Consider the following 15718-nt stretch of genomic DNA (forward strand, 5'->3'; position numbering starts at 1 on the left):
CCATCAGTGCGCGTGTGATGCGCCAGATTTTTCTATATCCGCTTTGATTAAGTAGCTGTTGTCGACAACATACCTTTGTCCGGCGGATAGTCCTGCGACGACTTCGGAAAAGTTGTCGTCCTGCAGACCTAAGGTTATAGGTGTTGCCTGATAAGCATTGCCTTCATTCAGGAACACAACCAGCTTATTGTTAAGGGTTTGAATGGCCCGATTTTCTATTTTTACCGGCACCGCTTTTTGTTGAGAGTCGACAATGCCTGTGACTAAATCGCCGGGAGAGAGTAGACCGTCCTTGTTCACCACTTTTACCAGTGCTAGCTGGTAGGGTTGCCCTTCGTGAGAAGGAATAATGCTGGTAATCGTGCTATCAAGTTGACAACCATTTGCAATAATGTGAACAGGTTTGCCTTCAGCAACCTGACTGCGCTGAGCTGGAAATACCTTTAATTCCGCCCAAAGCACTGAGGTATCAACAATCGTAAAAAGCGGGGTTGTGCTGGTAAGCTCTCCGATATTCAGGTTACGCGATACCACAACGCCATTGATTGGCGCTTTCACATCGTAAGACTGGAGGCTGTCATTCGACTGTACCCGAGCCAATGGCTCACCAGCTTTCACAGTCTGGCCAATATCAGTAAAGAGCTGCTCAACAATTCCCGTAAACCGGGCGTGAACCTCGGCTCGCTGTTGTGGCGGTATAGTCAACTGACCATAAACCTCGGTGTGCTTTTTTATTTCACCGCCCGTAGCAACGTTTGTGGTTACGCCAGCCTGACTGGAATACGCATCATCTATCTGAGTTCGAGCTTCGTACTTTTTCCAATCCCACGAAAAGCTATTTTCTCCCAGTGAGAGTGTAATATTGGCGAGAAATGAGTGCGGCTCAGCGATAAAACTTGTGGACCTGAGCCCATTTTCATAGCTTTCAAAATGGATGATGTCCTGACGTCCTCCCATACGATTGAGCGTGACGTTAAGCGCGTCAGGTGGCAGCGGCTGGGAGCGATCAGCCCTTTCGGCCAGTAAATATGCTCCCTCTTTCGTATCCTTAATGCGTAATGTCAACGATATGCTGCTATTGGTAATTGTTTTCGATTCAGCCGCGTGGGATTGTTTACCACTTGCTGCGGCATTGGCATCTGTTAGGCACAGTAGAAGTGAGATAATAACTAATAGTCTATTCATGGTTATTCCGGAATTCTTGAGTATGAGACGCCTGACCGGATACTCCGGTCCACTGTTCAACGAGTGACTGGTTCACTAACGCGCTTTCGCTTAATTCGATGACCTTTGCACGTGCGCGTATCAACGCATCTCTGGATGCAATCCAGTCCTGGTAGCTGTATGCCCCTCGCTGGTAACCTTCGAGCACGAGCGTAGTAGCAGTTTCAAGGTCGGGCAAAACGACGTCGTTGATATGCTTTACAGCATCAATGGTGAAATTGAGATATTGCTGTGCTTTAAACAGTAATGCTTTTATCTCCAGTATTTGACTGTCTCTGGCAATTACAGCGGCTTCTTTCTTCGCCAGGGCAGCCTGAGTAGCGCCTTGGTTTCTTTGTTCGGCAAAAAACGGCATGGAAACAGCAGCAACAACAGACGTATCCTGAACTGCCTGAGAGCGCCGTACACCTATGCGCCATGAAATATCAGCACTGGCATTACTTTCTACCAGATTTTGTTCAGCTTCTTTCACATTGATTGCTTGGGTGAATTGCTCCACATTTGCTGATTCAAGAAACTGTTGATAAACAGCGGAATACTGCCGCTTTGCGGGAAGGTTGCTCAGTGAACCCGATATTTTATCGATTGCCTCAGCATCTCCCTGCCAAAATAGTGCAAGTGACTGCTTGGCAATAGCTAGCGCCGTTTCAGCGGATGCTTTGTCGATTTTGGCCTGATTGAGAGCGGCTCTGGCGCGCAGAAATTCAGCTTTATTGGTTGCGCCTTTCTCAACACGCTGTTTCACAATAGATAAGGCTTCATCAGCGAGAGAAACAGACGTTTGTGCCAATGTCAGCCGCTCTTTAGCTGCGAGTGTTTTTACATAGTGCCGGGTTAGTTCACTTAACAGTTTGAGGGAAGCAACATAGCGCTCTGACTGTAACAGGGATAAATTGGCGTCAACCAAAGATATCCTTGCACCGCGCTTTCCTCCCATCTCGAAAACAGAAGAGAGTGAGACCGTCAGCTCAGCATTATTAATGCCTGATGCATCTCCTGAACCGAGCAGGTTCTCTGCTTCAACGCCAACGTGATAAGCCGGAGTGAGATTAGCCAGCTTTCTATCTGCCTCTGTAGCAGTGAGCAGCGACTTGTATCGCTGTAAATCTGGGTGTTGCTGCAATGTCAGGCGTGCCGCTTGTTCGAGCGTTATCGCTTTGCTCATTGCAGTGGGAGATATGAATAGCAACACACTACTCACGATCAAAGTGCACATACGCTTGCGCGCATGCGAATAAAAAGAGTTCATATTGTAAATCCTGGTCAGTAACTAAATAGGTAAAAAATGACTAGGATTCAGGCTCTGGGAGGACGGTCGATACCAGGTTGTAAGTGAGAGGGAGGGAAAGGACGGTACGCAGCTAGTGCCATCTCGCCAAATTTTCCTAAATGGCTATCAGTATTTTTAAATAATACGATATGGGTAAAATGCCCGTGACAAGAGCAGCAGTGGTCACATTTGTCTGTGCCTACGTTGTCTGCAGAATCTTTATCTGGCTGGCAAACACTGGAGTCCTGAACACACAATTCGTGGTGTGATTCTGAGGCGCTTTCGAAGAAGCTATCAAAAGCAAACGCATCTGAGGCAAACAAAAACAACTGTGCAAACAGCATCAGGGCGGTAATCACCACCTTGCTGTTAGTTCTGTTGTTTTGATGCGATTTCATTGCGTTCCTCGTTCTATTGGCAGCGTTAACCTATTATCTTTAGCGCAAGAGATCAAGTGAAGGCTTAAGTCATACTGAATTTTGTGGTTATTACAACAAACTTTTATGCACAAACAATTGCGTTGGTAAACATGGTGGTTGCAATACTCTTCGTTATATATTTACGACTGAGCTTTTACTAGCTGGATAAGGTAACCAAACTATTTAAGTATTACTGGGGCATCTATCAGTGCAAACAGTGCAGATATACACGCTTGCAGTAAAACAAGGGTCTCTTGAAGGGAGAGGCTCTCTATATTAATAGCGCTAGGAGTGACTTATTTATTATTACCCCAACTGCCGCTTTACGCAGTGAGTTGCCGCACGCGAGTTGTCGTACCAACGGCAGCAACTGACACCAATCGGAAGTTTGAAAAGCTCAGTGTCGAAGGTCTGCTCCTTGTCTTTTGATGCCAGTCAGCGCAGCTCGTGGGTCTTCAAAGTACATTGTGTTCAATTAGTGAATGCAAGATAAAGATATTTCGTCATTGCCGTCCCCATTCCTTTCCACCCATTTCTACCAACCGAGACGCGGCTCGCCGAAAGGAAAAAGCGAGATCATTGGCGGACGATAATTGTGCCAGTGACACGCCAATTCGACCCGTCGCCGACCACTCATAATATTCCCCCTCTTTGGTGCGAATCATGGTCGTCGCAAAGGAACTCGAGTTCCCCCCCTTCTCACTGACAATCAATTCTCCATCTCCATCACTGCTTTCGACTTGCGCTTCAAAATCAACAAACAATTCGTCGAGCGGGACTTGTGCCGCCAGCACCAAGCGGGTGCGAGACTCATAACACGCGTCAATGAGGGTCACGAACCGTCGCGCTTCGTTGAGGTGATTGGCATCTAGTTGGGGGACGCGTTCAATAATAATGACCGGAAATCGGCTACAGAGGCAAATATAATCGGCCGCCCCGAGCGGTTGGTAGCACAGCTCGGAAAAGTCAAACCAGGCGCACCGGTCATTCAATCGGGCGACCTGGACGGTGCGACCAAAGAGAACAGGAATAGTCTCAGCCTCAGTTTCGGATGCAGTGCCACCAAATATTTCTTCCAACTGCGCCTGTATGTTGTCAATACTATTATTATCGCCATGAACATCCTTGTTTGACCAAAAATAGGATTGACCATCCGCTCGAGTTTCGAGTCGATAATCCTTGGCGGAATCCTCCATGGAAATAATGTCGAACGTGTGTTTTAACATGTCTATGAATGGCAAAAAGAGGGATCGGTTAATACCTCCCTCATACAAGGCATCGGGGGCGCGATTCGAGGTGGCCACCACCACGACATTCCAATTCAATAATAGTAAAAACAGTCGTTTCAAAATCATGGCATCGGCAACGTCTGTCACTTGAAATTCATCGAAACAGAGGAGTTGGGCCTCTTGTGCCAATTGCTGCGCAATGACGGGAATCGCATCATCTCGTGGGTGCTTCTGTTTGTAGACAAAGATTCGATGATGAACGTCTAGCATGAATTCATGAAAGTGGACGCGGCGTTTGGTAATTTTTGCGTATTTGAGGCTGTAGCTGTCATTATTGCAGCAAGAATCATCATCAGGAACAGTAATCGACGCGTAAAAGAGATCCATTAGGAAGCTCTTGCCGACCCCGACCGGTCCATGAATATATATGCCTCGCGGTGGTGGACCAAAAGACCACAAATGGAACTTCTTTCGAAGAAAGGACTGGGCGGATGCCAGGGGGCGCGCCAGTAAAAGTGAACTGCTGCTTGTACGGCTGCTCTCTGTCGGATTTTCAGTGCGCACGGCTACTGGTGGGAGCGAGGCAAGAGACTCGTGCAGGACATCGAGTTTTGCCGCCAGAGCGACTTGCGCGTCATCTCGTTGCACCTCCCCCGCTTCCACCTTGAGTTCATAAGCCGCTGTAACGGGGCCTGTCGGGTTGGACCGCCGAGCGACGCGATGTTTTGTTGTCATATTCTTCATTATGGCCCTGATGTGTTTATCAACATAATGATGTTGTACACCAGATTTCTGGATGGGTATCAAATGGATTTGTATTAAAGACTCAAGTTTCCGAGACAAGCGCCCCTTAAAGTTGTGCAAGCCAGTTTTGAATATCTTTTTTATTTTAACAGAGTTTTCTGAGGCCAAGTTTGATTAACAGTATGATGATTCTTCGCTCAATATAGTCTTATAGTTCGAATTTTCTAACGTCAGCTTTAGGTCGTTAGTTGTCGTTTTACAGGGAAATAAAATGGTCTGCTTTTGACACAGACCGGAGGCTTGAATACAAAGACCTTAACGTCTGCTGTTTGTCTTTAGCAGACGTAGTAAACCCTTTTAGAAACCCAGCATCTAAACTTCGTAGGCGTTTTAATATTGCTCCGGGCAACACTAATTTGTGGCGTTGGCCTGGTAAGTTTTCGCTGTAATTTTGCTTAGCGGCAGTAAAAAATAAATTCTACTCACTGCTTTTTATAAAAAATGACCAGCTTAAAACCACCACGTCACACAAACCATTGAATAATGCTTGTACAGCTGCGAGAAGCTCTATATAATGCGCGCCCTTACAGCCACCCAAATAAGTTCCTTGTCTCCATACAGCTGGCTGTTCTGTCGAGACTACAACCGTAAGGAGCGTTTCAATGCGTCATTACGAAATCGTTTTTATGGTTCACCCTGATCAGAGTGAACAAGTACCAGGTATGATCGAGCGTTATACCACAATTCTGAAGCAAGATGGCGGACAAATCCACCGCTTGGAAGACTGGGGCCGTCGTCAACTGGCTTACCCAATCGAAAAATTGCACAAAGCACACTATGTTCTTATCAATGCTGAAGCCAACGCTGAAGCCGTTGAAGAGCTGGAAACTGCTTTCCGTTTCAATGACGTTATCCTGCGTAACATGGTTATGCGTACTAAAGGTGCGGTAACTGAACCTTCACCTATGATGAAGGAAGAGCGTCGTGAGCGTCGTGAAGACTCAGCCCCACGTGGCGAGCGTTCAGAAGCTAAACCTGCATCTGCTGAAAGCGAAGAATAAGGAGAATTAACCATGGCTCGTTTTTTTAGACGTCGTAAATTCTGCCGTTTCTCTGCAGAAGGTGTTACTGAGATTGATTACAAAGATATCGCTATGTTGAAAAACTACGTAACTGAAAGCGGTAAAATTGTACCTAGTCGTATTACCGGTACCAGCGCTAAATACCAGCGTCAGCTGTCTAGTGCTATTAAGCGTGCACGTTTTCTTGCACTGCTTCCGTACACTGACTCTCATAAGTAATTTGGCGAAGAATAAGGGGTAGCATCGATGGAAATCATTCTACTGGACAAAATCGCCAACTTAGGCGGTCTGGGTGACACAGTCACTGTTAAAGCTGGCTTTGCACGTAACTTCCTTTTCCCACAGGGTAAAGCGGTTCCTGCAACTAAAGCAAACGTTGAAAAATTTGAAGCGCGTCGTGCTGAGCTTGAAGCGAAAATCGCTGAAGAGCTGGCTGCTGCGCAGGCTCGTGCTGATAAAGTAGCTGAGCTGGGTGAAGTAACTATTGCTGCACCAGCTGGCGAAGAAGGCAAACTGTTTGGTTCTGTTGGTACACAAGATATCGCTGATGCAATTACTGCAGCTGGTGTTGAAGTGGCTAAAGCAGAAGTTAAACTGCCTACCGGTACACTGCGTGAAACTGGCGAGTACGACATCGACCTGCAATTACACTCTGACGTAATGGCTACTGCTAAAGTAGTTATCATCGCCGAAGCGTAAGCGCCGACCGATTTAAAAAAAACCGCGCAACAGCGCGGTTTTTTTGTACCTGAAAATAGCCTTCCCGGCTAACAAGCGTTAACGGCGGCCTAATCGTCGCGGACCAAAGCGGCGGCGCGACACCACATCCTCGTGACTTTCCTGGTTCATTTCGGCAATCTTCTCCCTGAGCGCTTGTTTACTTTCTTCCTCATCCACTGCATTGCTGTCTTTAATGTGGATAAGCGCCGCCTCGACTACCTGGTTAACCTGATTGGCCCGGGTCTCGTCAAAATTAGACTGCTTTGCGAGCGTATCGCCGAAAACCTTATCCGGTTCGTCGTTGTCGAGTTCAAGCTTGCGAAACTCGGCTTTGGTTTCGATAAGGGCTTTTATGGCGTGGGCCTGGGTCTTATTGAAGCTAAATTGCTGGCTTTTAAGCTGCATCCGGCCACCAAAATAAAACGCAATGATCACACTCAGCAGCGTCCAGTAACCGTCGGGGATGGAGCTCATAGCCAGGGTTATTTCTGCCATATGCGCGGGGGAAATATACGCAATCACAAAAATAAATAAAATGAGCGACACAATGAGCGGGCGGATCAGGCGGTTAAAACCATCGGCGATTGAGTCTATCCATGTGCGATTTTGGCGCGCGTTAAACTCAGCCTGATAAGACTGTAAAAGCGCCATTTGCTCGTCGGCAGTACGCTGAGCGTCTTTTTCTTTGTTAGTGGTAAATACTCCGGCAACCGTTTCTACGCCTTTAGAAACAGAGTCGGCAATAGCGGATATTGGGTTTTCAATGAGTTTGCTCATACCAGCTCCTACGCCACTTGGTAGTTGGGTAAAAAGCTTCTGGCCCGCGCCAGCCAGCCGCGTAAAAAGACGTTCTGGCTGGCGTCACTGGTAACGATGTCGGCGTAAAACATTTGTCGCTCTTCCACTAACGCCACCAGCATCCAGTCGCCCAGTTCCTGCAGGCAGGCGTAACTTTGCGCTTTGGTTTTAGGGCCCATCAGGCCATCTACCACCAGAGCGCCAAACCCTGCATCGTTACATACCTCTTGTAAAAATTTAATGGCCCGGCGCGGGCCATGGTTAACCGCCGAATCAAACAAAAAAGGTTGTAATGGCTCCGGCAGTTGGTCAATACGTGGTATGCGATAATAATTTAACGCATAGATGTCACGAGCGGTTTCTACATCCAGTGCTTTTACCATGTCGGCGGTTACCACGACTTCAAGGTAACGGGACAGGGTTTTTTGCGTAATGCCAAAGTTGGTGGGGCCACCGCGGTCGGCCGGGTGATTCACATAACCGCCTTCTTTGGCGAGAATTTCATCAATCATTGCGTTAACATCCATGAGCGCCTCCTTGTGGTGACTGATTAAGCGTTGCCTAAATATTAAACACATAAAACAGCGGATTTGCCAATGAAATGAGGGTTTTTTGTACAGCTCGAGCGTGGTACGTGGGGAGGGCGCAGCAACTATGGCTAAATGAGTTAAGCTGCACATGGCGATAAATGGGGGGGTAAACTTGTTGGTTTGGCATTGTGCCCGCGGCACGACCTTAGCAAGGCGTGACCTTAGCAAGGCGCGAGATTATCTGCAGCGACAGTCACCCTTACTGGTGTACATACTGAACTGTCTTTCACCACCGTAAAAGACAGCCACAGGTTATAAAGCGCTGCCTTAGCGGTTAGCTATTTTGCTGCCTGGCAATGGCCTTTTCACATTTACCGCGCCATTCGTCATCGAGTACTGGCAAGCCCACGTAGGATTGTGCCTGCCAAAAGTGGTCTTTATTATATACCGCGCGCATTAGCGCACCCACGCTGACACTTTGAGCCGGTCGTTCAAGCAAGGATACCGGATCGTTAACACGCATCACGCCAGGCTGCTTGATACGGTAATACCAGCCGGTAACGCCATGATCACCCGTAAATCTATCGAAGTTTTTTATCCCAAAGCGCTGGTTGATTTTATTGCAGGGGGCCCGTGGCGCGCCTACCTGAACAATAACTTCACCTATGGCATAGGTATCACCAATAAAGACATTCTCATCGTTCATGCCGGCTACGCTTATGTTCTCTCCAATAGCGCCTGCCACAGCGGTATCTTCAAGCTCCGGGTAGTGCTTATTGATCAGCGCGTAACCGTCCGGACTGTATTGATGTAATACTTTTTCAGGGCCACCATGGAGTCGTTTATTCGCCTGTTCATCTTCATCGGTACGATCCCAATGCACATTAAGCTGTTCCACCGGGTGCTTACAAATGGCTGAAAGAGCTTTGCGTGGCCCCAGAGGAGCAGGTTTTCCAGCAAAAAGCGCGGCAACAAACATGACAATTCCTTCTATTTAGCGGGTCTGCTGGTATTGTAGCGGAAATAGTAAAAAAAGGTTTATGGCGTTTAAACCTTTTGCAACCCAACGGCGACTAACGCTTTGACAACATAATGATAAGACACTGATTGGAACAATTGAAAAGCAATGACAGCAAGTGCAGGAACTATCGTGAATGCCGAAAAGGCCTTCACACAACAACAAATACTGCATCAGGTGCGGCTGGCACAGGGTGGTGATACCGGCGCCTACCGGCAACTCTATGAGCGTTTCGTAGGGCAGGTATATGCGCTCAGCTACCGCTTAACGGGCGGTGATGCCGGCATTGCCGAAGACGCTACCCAGGAAGTGTTTGTGCAGGTATGGCTGAAGCTGGCAAATTTCTCTGAGCAAAGCCAGTTTTCAACCTGGCTACACAGTGTGGCGGCCAATATTACCATTAGCTATTTGCGTAAACAGCGTGGCTGGTTAAAGCGAATGTTTACCCTGGAAGCTGAGAGTGAGCAACAGCTCCAGGCAGAGGCAATCTGCGATCTCAGTGAGCTGGACAAATGCATTGTAAGGCTACCAGAGCGCGCCAGATTAGTGTTCGTATTACATGCCATTGAAGGGTACCGGCATGAAGATATTGCCCGCATGTTAAAAATGGCAGTAGGTACCAGTAAGGCCCAGTACCACCGGGCCAGAAAGTTATTAGAAGAATGGTTAGGTGAACAGCATGACTAACAAGTCAGAACATTCCAGTAAGCTTGACGAAAAATTGCAGACGTTGCCTGAGGAAATCACGCCAAACCGTGATTTATGGCAAGGCATAGAGCTGGCGATAACCAGCGAAACCACCGCTGCCAAAGGACGCCATAAATATTTAGCCATAGCGGCCAGTGTGTTAGTGCCTGCAGGCCTCATTGGCATGTTGCTGATGGGAGGGCTAGCGCCCGACGAACATTCGGATACTAAGCCAGGCATAGCAGCCCAGCTTAGCAGTGAGTATGAGCGCCAGAAAGCAGCATTATTAGTGACTTATAGCGACCAGGAAGCGGTAACCGATAACTGGCAAAGTCAGCTGAATGAGCTCGAAACGGCAGCCGATGCAATTAAGGCTGCGCTAGAAAACGACCCGAATAACCGCACTTTGCTACGTATGTTGCAAAGCGTTTATCAACAACAAATCGACCTGATTGAGCGAGTGCACGCGCCCAAATGGCAACAAATCTAATAGGTGAATTTATGCAAACTAACGTAATGAAATACGCCCCGAAACGCCTGGCGTGGGGCGCAGCAGCAATGGCTATCTTGTTTTCGCAAATAACCATTGCACAGCAAAAAATTGATCAAACACTGGATACCACTAGCAGCCCGGTTGTCGAAATGGAGCATGTGCAGGGTAAAGCTGACATTAAAACCTGGGACAAAAACCAGGTCAGAATAACCGGCACTCTGGGTTCTTTAACTGAAGAGTTTACCTTTGAAAAACGAGGTAATACGGTGGTGATTGACGTTGAAGTAAAAGATAACCACTACCGCTGGGAAGATAAAGAAGAAGCCAAAGATGATTTGACCGTTTATGTGCCGGCAGGCAGTAAACTGGCTTACGAAACGCTTAACTCCGACGTCAAAGTCGATGGTCTGCAAGGCGGAACCTCCATTGAGGTGGTCAATGGTGATATTGAAGGGGTAAATCTGGCGGGCCGCGTTAATGTGGAGTCGGTTAATGGTAATGTCGAGCTAAGGAACATCACTGGCGCGTTAACTGTCGAATCCGTTAATGGCGATATTGATGCAGAGCATAACAGTGACGCTGCGCTGGCCATTGAAAGTGTCAACGGCAAAATTACGCTGCAAAGTAACAGTAGCGATGTCAGTATTGAGACCGTGAACGGTAACACCAATGTGGTCCTCGGCACTGTTAACAGACTGGCCATGGCATCGGTTAACGGCGATGCGAATGTTTCTCTAGCCCTCAACAGCGGCGCCGATGTGGGCGTTGAAACCGTGGGCGGCAGTATCACGCTGTCATTTACCAATGATGTGTCAGCACGCTTTGATATTGAGGCACATGCTGGTGGTAAAATCGTTAACAAGCTGAACGGCACTGACGTTAATAAGGCTAAGTATGGCCCGGGGCAATGGCTTGAATTTACCGAAGGCAGCGGTGACGCCAGAGTACGCATCTCTACGGTAAATGGCCGGATAACGGTTGAATAGCCTTTTATTAACTGACTGAATTTAACAAGTCAATTTTTACCTCGCCCCTGTAGCACTATGAGTTATGAGGGGCTTCGCCTTATGAAATGGTAAATAAGTAAAGTAATTACGTACCCAAAAATTCAGTGACCAGGTTTCGACCGGCTCAACAGTCTTTAGGGTTCTACCCCGTTTTCACGGACGGTTTAATAAAGACGTAAACTTGATGTCTTGATTAGCAAGTCTCCGTATACCACGATAGACGCATCGCATATGGTGCCTGGAGAGGTGGTTAGTGCTTAGGGCGAGTTTTCGGTTCAAACTAAGGATTTTTTTAGCTAGCCATTTGAAAGCCCTTTGAATGGGTATGATGTTCTCGCAAGCCCGCAACTTCAGAATCAGGTCAGTTGTGAGATTATGAGCACTTGGTTTTCACTCGTTAATGCTGTAATACGCCCGTTGGACGTTGTGGGTGCCGTGTCGAAAATAATTGACTTTAGTACTACTAGTTCTATTAATGTGACTTTTGCCGATAATGTAGTAATGACTTTCAGGCTGAAAAGTTTTGATAAAGTTGCGCTTAATGGTGTCTTTGATCTAGCGATGGAATATGTTCCAGATAGTGCATTTCTTATTTGGGAAGACGGTACACTTTTAAAAATCCCGGATGATTCGTCAGAAAATTTGGTGCCTTTAACGGTTATACTTACTGAGGACGAAGCTTTACCTTTGTATGGTTATCTCGATTTATATATGGGGTATACAAGTGGCAGTGGCGGTGCCCTTGGAGGATTTGGAAATTCAGGCATTAGGTGTAATCCTACACATGTTGAAGAGACAGTAGAACCAGATGGAACGATAAAACGGCCAGTTACCTATCGCTGTTCGGTTCCATAGGAGAACAATATGTACTCTAATGATATTTATTTGGTACTGGTCTTTTTGGTATTAAAATTATCACTCCCGAGAGATGAAAACCGTAGATAAATAATATGAACACAGTAAAGCGTAATTTTTTGTCCTCACTTTGCGTTTTACTGTATTAATGCCTTAAGTGGCATCCATGCCTAATCTCTCCTCTTGAAAATGGATAAGCCAAAGGAGGAGGCAGCACGGTGTCACTAACAAACAGTGACCTATTGCTGATAGCTAAAAAAGGAAATTACTATGTATATGAATGATACATTTATGGTGCTGGCAGGTTTTGTATTTGTAATCGCTGTGTGTAGTGTGCTACCGGTGTACCTGTTCAGAAACAAGTTTTACTCAAAGGCCGAAATGGTTGTATGGGGAATTATTTTTTTGTTCTTCCCATTTTTTTCGGTGCTGCTCTTTTTGGTGATAAAGCTGTCTTTCCCCCGTTGTGAATGCCAGAAAGAAAACTCACAGTAACGCGCAATGAGTTGTCCTCACTTTGCGTTTTACTGTACCAATGCCTATCATGGCGGCAAATGTTTAATATCTTTTTGTTGTAAATGGCTAAGCCAAATAAAAAAGGGCCGGTACGTACGGTTCAAATTTCCTGCTCGCAGTGCAAAGCGCGCATTTTTAAGTACCGAAAAGGGGGAAAGGGCGCGCTGGTAAAATGTTTTATCGAGCGTATCGTCGAAGATTACACCGAACAAGCCTGCTGCTGCCCGGGATGCGGCCAGGAATTTGCCAGAGAAACCCTTATTCGCGGTACCCCTGCATATAAAATGATTGGCGGCAAAGTACACATGAAGTAAGCCGCAGTTTCAACTCCTGTGCAACACGTCGCCTGAATTTAGTGTCCGCTTTTTTTACATCTTTCTTTACTGCAGCGTTTGGCTGATGGTTAAGCATATGAAACGTATATGTAAAAATTTTGGGTGTAGTTATTGCTAGGATGTTCGATGGACGTTTATAACTATAAAAAATCAATCAATAATTGATTAGATATTAACTGAGTAAACAGGATGAAGAAGTTATTAACTGCTGTTTGTTGTGCAGTGTTGCTGATCCCGGTGATGACGCAAGCAGGTGTTATTAGACATGATGTTGCCAATCAAGCCTACCTTAATTTAGCTGCGCAAGATCAGTTTAAACCCGTCGGAGATCTGGTTTACGGAAAGAGCGGTCTGAATAGTTTTCGGCGTCGCTGCTCCGGCACCTTAATTAGTGCCAATTTCGTATTAACTGCCGCCCACTGCGTTGATAACTCAGAAACTAACTACATGGAATTTAATGTAGGTGGCAGCATCTATCAGGGCCAGAGTTGGGTGGCGCACGACAGTTGGACGGGCGGTGATACCTTAGCCAGTTTGTTGGAAGGGTGGGACATTGGTTTGGTTTTACTAGCCGAAGCGGTGCAAAACGTCACGGCGGCGTTGCTCTACGGTGGCAACAACGAAGTGGGTAATGTAGGAACGCATGTCGGCTTTGGTCGCGGTGGTAACGGGCTGTCTGGCGACGTGCAACTATCCGGCACCAAGCGGGCCGGCACCAATGAAATCGACGAGATTAATTTTTTTGGTGAAACCCACGGCCGGTTACTCTGGAACGATTTTGATGCGCCCGCTGGCACAGACCCAGCACAAGGCACCGGTATCAACAGTAACCCCAGCTATTTAGAGAATCCAATGGCGTGGTACGGTGCATCGTCTGGCACTGCGCTTGATTTAGAAATGGGCATTGCTCCTGGTGACAGCGGCGGCGGTTATTTTTTAGAGGATAACGGTGAGTGGTTTTTGGCCGGGGTTCACTCCTTTGGCGTTGCGGTGTCTGGCGATAACGATTTAAATTCGGGTTATGGTGAGTTTTCGGCATCAACCCGGGTCAGCTCGTTTACCTCGTGGATTAGCCAAACACAGGCATTGTTGGCGCCTGAAGTTGTGGTTTCGGCCCCGGGTTCATTGCTGACAATGTGTAGCGCTGGCATGGTAATGTTGGTTATGCGGCGACGCAAACGTGTGCGAGCTAGTAGTGGTTTGTGTATAGCCGCTTGCAAATAGCGGCTAGTTGTATGCCGAGACAATAGCCCGCAGGCGCCGGGCTAACTGAGCTGGTTATAACTCTGCCTGTATTGTGCTTCGGCCGTTGCTGACACAGCCTTTCTGGTTGGGCGTGAATTGCCGTCGGGGTATTCACCGCTTAAGTTCGAACCAAATAGGCTCGCTAATTGTTGCTCAAGTGCTTGAGCATTCACTGGTTTTCCAATGGTATTGCGATAAAGCGTCTGGGCTTGCTCGCGACTCACACCTAAGTTATCCATCATCGTCAGCAGGTTATTGGTATGCAGATTAACCGTATCCTCTGCAGAGCTGGCGATAATGGTGTCATTGACTCTGAATATGGCGTTCACCGGGGCGTTGTCCCAGGCAAGCTGTCGCTGTTGTCGCACCATTCTTTGTTGTTCCTGTGTCGCCTGTGCAGACAGTGTATTGCCAACCTGCTCAGCAACATAGCCATCAAATGATTTGCCGTTAAACAACTCAAAAGCTTCGGCATTAGTGGGCCCTTGTGGTTGGCTAAAGTATTCAACGCTGAGGCGATTGCCGTATTCGGATTTGAGCGCATTCAGGGTTTGCTCGGTATTGTTATTGGCATTGGCGCCGGTATTGGCAAAACGCGAGAATTGATTACGGCTGGTTGTGTGTGTTTACCAAACATCATTGCAGGCTCACCATCAATATAAGCAATGGCTGTAACATCCCGGCTCTGCCCATAGTTTTGCCAGTAGTTGCGCATCTCATCTGCCGACATCAATTGTGTTTTTAACGGGGGGTTATCCCGGTAGCGTTCTTCGATGTTGAATTTGGTGGCGGCTGACATTGTGCTAAGTACCGGGCGCCCGTCGCCTAATGCTATGCCCTGAAAAGGCGTTTGGGCGTTGCCGGGCTGTTTTTCGTTTCTCGATGCGCGTTGTGCAGGGGCGTCATTTTGCAAGAAAATGCGGGTAGCGAATGTAGAGTCAATTTGCATTGTCGGTTCCATATGTGGGGGGGGGGTATAGCAGAGCGCGCTTTGCTCCAACGTAACGGCAACTCAGGCCTTACCATTGTTATCTGAATGAGTGTTATCCAATCCGTTTTAGTATTTCGATGGCTTTTTCAAAGCTTTTTATATATTCGAGTGAGTTCTTCGGGTAGTTTTTGACCATTTCATAGCTTCTCTCCATTTGCGCTAAATGGTTGCGCTTTTCATGAACGGTATCTGCATGGTTCAATCCCGTGGGCCTGTACAAATCAAGCATTTCGCTACCCGAAATCAATCCGTTGTTATAAAGCTCTTTGGCCATATCCGCAATTTCAGGCCCGGTAATATTGGTGACATCATATTTGTCAGCAATGCGTTGCCACGTTACATTGGCATTCTTTGCTGTATCGCTAATAGAGACAGTATCCGTGGTTCGGCTCTGAGCGGATGATTCATTCGACTGAGTGTCCTCAACCTGTTTTTGGGAGACGTGTGTATAAGTTTGCACAAGGCTTGCCTGGGTATTGCTGGTGATAAGCATTTCAATTCCTTATGGTGTTTACTAACAGGCTCTGGGACACTAGCGGCTACTTAAGCTCTTAA

General features: G+C 47.2%; 20 protein-coding genes. 10 read left to right on the forward strand and 10 right to left on the reverse strand.

The window, feature by feature from the left end:
- Positions 1-3: 3 nt before the first annotated feature.
- From OIK42_RS03535 to zapE, 4 genes are all read right to left on the reverse strand, one after another.
- Positions 4-1185: an efflux RND transporter periplasmic adaptor subunit gene (locus OIK42_RS03535; protein WP_273638404.1), complete on the reverse strand. Its 1182-nt coding sequence runs from the start codon at positions 1183-1185 to the stop codon at positions 4-6.
- Positions 1178-2473, reverse strand: a complete 1296-nt coding sequence (locus tag OIK42_RS03540; protein ID WP_273638405.1) for a TolC family protein — start codon at positions 2471-2473, stop codon at positions 1178-1180. The genes OIK42_RS03535 and OIK42_RS03540 overlap by 8 nt, the downstream gene beginning before the upstream one ends.
- Before the next feature lie 47 nt (positions 2474-2520).
- Positions 2521-2892: a hypothetical protein gene (locus OIK42_RS03545; RefSeq protein ID WP_273638406.1), complete on the reverse strand. Its 372-nt coding sequence runs from the start codon at positions 2890-2892 to the stop codon at positions 2521-2523.
- 524 nt (positions 2893-3416) lie between these two features.
- Positions 3417-4877 (reverse strand): cell division protein ZapE, encoded by a 1461-nt coding sequence (gene zapE, locus OIK42_RS03550; RefSeq protein WP_273638407.1) that lies wholly within the window; start codon positions 4875-4877, stop codon positions 3417-3419.
- A gap of 671 nt (positions 4878-5548) precedes the next feature.
- On the opposite strand from zapE, the gene rpsF reads away from it, so the two are divergent.
- Genes rpsF through rplI form a run of 3 tightly spaced genes read left to right on the forward strand, consistent with a single transcriptional unit; the run spans position 5549 to position 6667 of the window.
- Positions 5549-5947: a 30S ribosomal protein S6 gene (gene rpsF, locus OIK42_RS03555; protein ID WP_273638408.1), complete on the forward strand. Its 399-nt coding sequence runs from the start codon at positions 5549-5551 to the stop codon at positions 5945-5947.
- 12 nt (positions 5948-5959) lie between these two features.
- Positions 5960-6187 (forward strand): 30S ribosomal protein S18, encoded by a 228-nt coding sequence (rpsR, locus tag OIK42_RS03560; RefSeq protein ID WP_273638409.1) that lies wholly within the window; start codon positions 5960-5962, stop codon positions 6185-6187.
- 27 nt (positions 6188-6214) lie between these two features.
- Positions 6215-6667, forward strand: a complete 453-nt coding sequence (rplI, locus tag OIK42_RS03565) for a 50S ribosomal protein L9 (RefSeq protein ID WP_273638410.1) — start codon at positions 6215-6217, stop codon at positions 6665-6667.
- Positions 6668-6745: 78 nt separating this feature from the next.
- Here rplI and OIK42_RS03570 read toward each other — a convergent pair whose 3' ends face one another.
- From OIK42_RS03570 to OIK42_RS03580, 3 genes are all read right to left on the reverse strand, one after another.
- A complete protein-coding gene (locus OIK42_RS03570; protein WP_273638411.1) occupies positions 6746-7465 on the reverse strand; it encodes a 3TM-type holin in 720 nt (239 codons plus the stop codon).
- Between the two features lie 8 nt (positions 7466-7473).
- A complete protein-coding gene (locus tag OIK42_RS03575) occupies positions 7474-8013 on the reverse strand; it encodes a glycoside hydrolase family 108 protein (RefSeq protein WP_273638412.1) in 540 nt (179 codons plus the stop codon).
- A gap of 337 nt (positions 8014-8350) precedes the next feature.
- Entirely contained in the window at positions 8351-8995 is a 645-nt protein-coding gene (locus OIK42_RS03580; protein ID WP_273638413.1) for an MOSC domain-containing protein, read from the reverse strand.
- 147 nt (positions 8996-9142) lie between these two features.
- Here OIK42_RS03580 and OIK42_RS03585 point away from each other — a divergent pair, with 147 nt between their 5' ends.
- The 7 genes from OIK42_RS03585 to OIK42_RS03615 all read left to right on the forward strand — a co-directional run bounded on the left by OIK42_RS03585 (position 9143) and on the right by OIK42_RS03615 (position 14151).
- Positions 9143-9721 carry an RNA polymerase sigma factor gene (locus tag OIK42_RS03585; protein WP_273638414.1) on the forward strand — a complete coding sequence of 193 codons (579 nt, stop codon included), beginning with the start codon at positions 9143-9145 and terminating at the stop codon, positions 9719-9721.
- On the forward strand, positions 9714-10211 hold the full coding sequence (locus OIK42_RS03590; RefSeq protein WP_273638415.1) for a hypothetical protein: 498 nt from the start codon (positions 9714-9716) through the stop codon (positions 10209-10211). Before OIK42_RS03585 ends, OIK42_RS03590 begins: the two co-directional genes overlap by 8 nt.
- 11 nt (positions 10212-10222) lie before the next feature.
- A complete protein-coding gene (locus tag OIK42_RS03595; protein WP_273638416.1) occupies positions 10223-11200 on the forward strand; it encodes a DUF4097 family beta strand repeat-containing protein in 978 nt (325 codons plus the stop codon).
- Between the two features lie 396 nt (positions 11201-11596).
- On the forward strand, positions 11597-12076 hold the full coding sequence (locus tag OIK42_RS03600) for a hypothetical protein (RefSeq protein ID WP_273638417.1): 480 nt from the start codon (positions 11597-11599) through the stop codon (positions 12074-12076).
- 276 nt (positions 12077-12352) lie between these two features.
- A complete protein-coding gene (locus OIK42_RS03605; protein WP_273638418.1) occupies positions 12353-12571 on the forward strand; it encodes a hypothetical protein in 219 nt (72 codons plus the stop codon).
- A gap of 83 nt (positions 12572-12654) precedes the next feature.
- Positions 12655-12906: a hypothetical protein gene (locus OIK42_RS03610; RefSeq protein WP_273638419.1), complete on the forward strand. Its 252-nt coding sequence runs from the start codon at positions 12655-12657 to the stop codon at positions 12904-12906.
- 210 nt (positions 12907-13116) lie between these two features.
- Entirely contained in the window at positions 13117-14151 is a 1035-nt protein-coding gene (locus OIK42_RS03615; protein WP_273638420.1) for a trypsin-like serine protease, read from the forward strand.
- A 41-nt stretch (positions 14152-14192) separates the two neighbouring features.
- On the opposite strand, the gene OIK42_RS03620 is transcribed toward OIK42_RS03615, so the two are convergent.
- From OIK42_RS03620 to OIK42_RS03630, 3 genes are all read right to left on the reverse strand, one after another.
- Entirely contained in the window at positions 14193-14630 is a 438-nt protein-coding gene (locus OIK42_RS03620; protein ID WP_273638421.1) for a hypothetical protein, read from the reverse strand.
- A gap of 86 nt (positions 14631-14716) precedes the next feature.
- Entirely contained in the window at positions 14717-15121 is a 405-nt protein-coding gene (locus OIK42_RS03625; protein WP_273638422.1) for a hypothetical protein, read from the reverse strand.
- A gap of 94 nt (positions 15122-15215) precedes the next feature.
- Positions 15216-15656 carry a hypothetical protein gene (locus OIK42_RS03630; RefSeq protein ID WP_273638423.1) on the reverse strand — a complete coding sequence of 147 codons (441 nt, stop codon included), beginning with the start codon at positions 15654-15656 and terminating at the stop codon, positions 15216-15218.
- Positions 15657-15718 lie beyond the last annotated feature (62 nt).

Origin of the sequence: Alteromonas gilva (genome assembly GCF_028595265.1) — a bacterium.
In the GTDB taxonomy this organism is placed as follows: domain Bacteria; phylum Pseudomonadota; class Gammaproteobacteria; order Enterobacterales; family Alteromonadaceae; genus Alteromonas; species Alteromonas gilva.

Coding starts and splice junctions, on each gene's coding strand:
- OIK42_RS03535 (WP_273638404.1), bottom strand. CDS start 1,185: ATGAATAGACTATTAGTTATTATCTCACTTCTACTGTGCCTAACAGAT.
- OIK42_RS03540 (WP_273638405.1), bottom strand. CDS start 2,473: ATGAACTCTTTTTATTCGCATGCGCGCAAGCGTATGTGCACTTTGATC.
- OIK42_RS03545 (WP_273638406.1), bottom strand. CDS start 2,892: ATGAAATCGCATCAAAACAACAGAACTAACAGCAAGGTGGTGATTACC.
- zapE (WP_273638407.1), bottom strand. CDS start 4,877: ATGACAACAAAACATCGCGTCGCTCGGCGGTCCAACCCGACAGGCCCC.
- rpsF (WP_273638408.1), top strand. CDS start 5,549: ATGCGTCATTACGAAATCGTTTTTATGGTTCACCCTGATCAGAGTGAA.
- rpsR (WP_273638409.1), top strand. CDS start 5,960: ATGGCTCGTTTTTTTAGACGTCGTAAATTCTGCCGTTTCTCTGCAGAA.
- rplI (WP_273638410.1), top strand. CDS start 6,215: ATGGAAATCATTCTACTGGACAAAATCGCCAACTTAGGCGGTCTGGGT.
- OIK42_RS03570 (WP_273638411.1), bottom strand. CDS start 7,465: ATGAGCAAACTCATTGAAAACCCAATATCCGCTATTGCCGACTCTGTT.
- OIK42_RS03575 (WP_273638412.1), bottom strand. CDS start 8,013: ATGGATGTTAACGCAATGATTGATGAAATTCTCGCCAAAGAAGGCGGT.
- OIK42_RS03580 (WP_273638413.1), bottom strand. CDS start 8,995: ATGTTTGTTGCCGCGCTTTTTGCTGGAAAACCTGCTCCTCTGGGGCCA.
- OIK42_RS03585 (WP_273638414.1), top strand. CDS start 9,143: ATGACAGCAAGTGCAGGAACTATCGTGAATGCCGAAAAGGCCTTCACA.
- OIK42_RS03590 (WP_273638415.1), top strand. CDS start 9,714: ATGACTAACAAGTCAGAACATTCCAGTAAGCTTGACGAAAAATTGCAG.
- OIK42_RS03595 (WP_273638416.1), top strand. CDS start 10,223: ATGCAAACTAACGTAATGAAATACGCCCCGAAACGCCTGGCGTGGGGC.
- OIK42_RS03600 (WP_273638417.1), top strand. CDS start 11,597: ATGAGCACTTGGTTTTCACTCGTTAATGCTGTAATACGCCCGTTGGAC.
- OIK42_RS03605 (WP_273638418.1), top strand. CDS start 12,353: ATGAATGATACATTTATGGTGCTGGCAGGTTTTGTATTTGTAATCGCT.
- OIK42_RS03610 (WP_273638419.1), top strand. CDS start 12,655: ATGGCTAAGCCAAATAAAAAAGGGCCGGTACGTACGGTTCAAATTTCC.
- OIK42_RS03615 (WP_273638420.1), top strand. CDS start 13,117: ATGAAGAAGTTATTAACTGCTGTTTGTTGTGCAGTGTTGCTGATCCCG.
- OIK42_RS03625 (WP_273638422.1), bottom strand. CDS start 15,121: ATGCAAATTGACTCTACATTCGCTACCCGCATTTTCTTGCAAAATGAC.
- OIK42_RS03630 (WP_273638423.1), bottom strand. CDS start 15,656: ATGCTTATCACCAGCAATACCCAGGCAAGCCTTGTGCAAACTTATACA.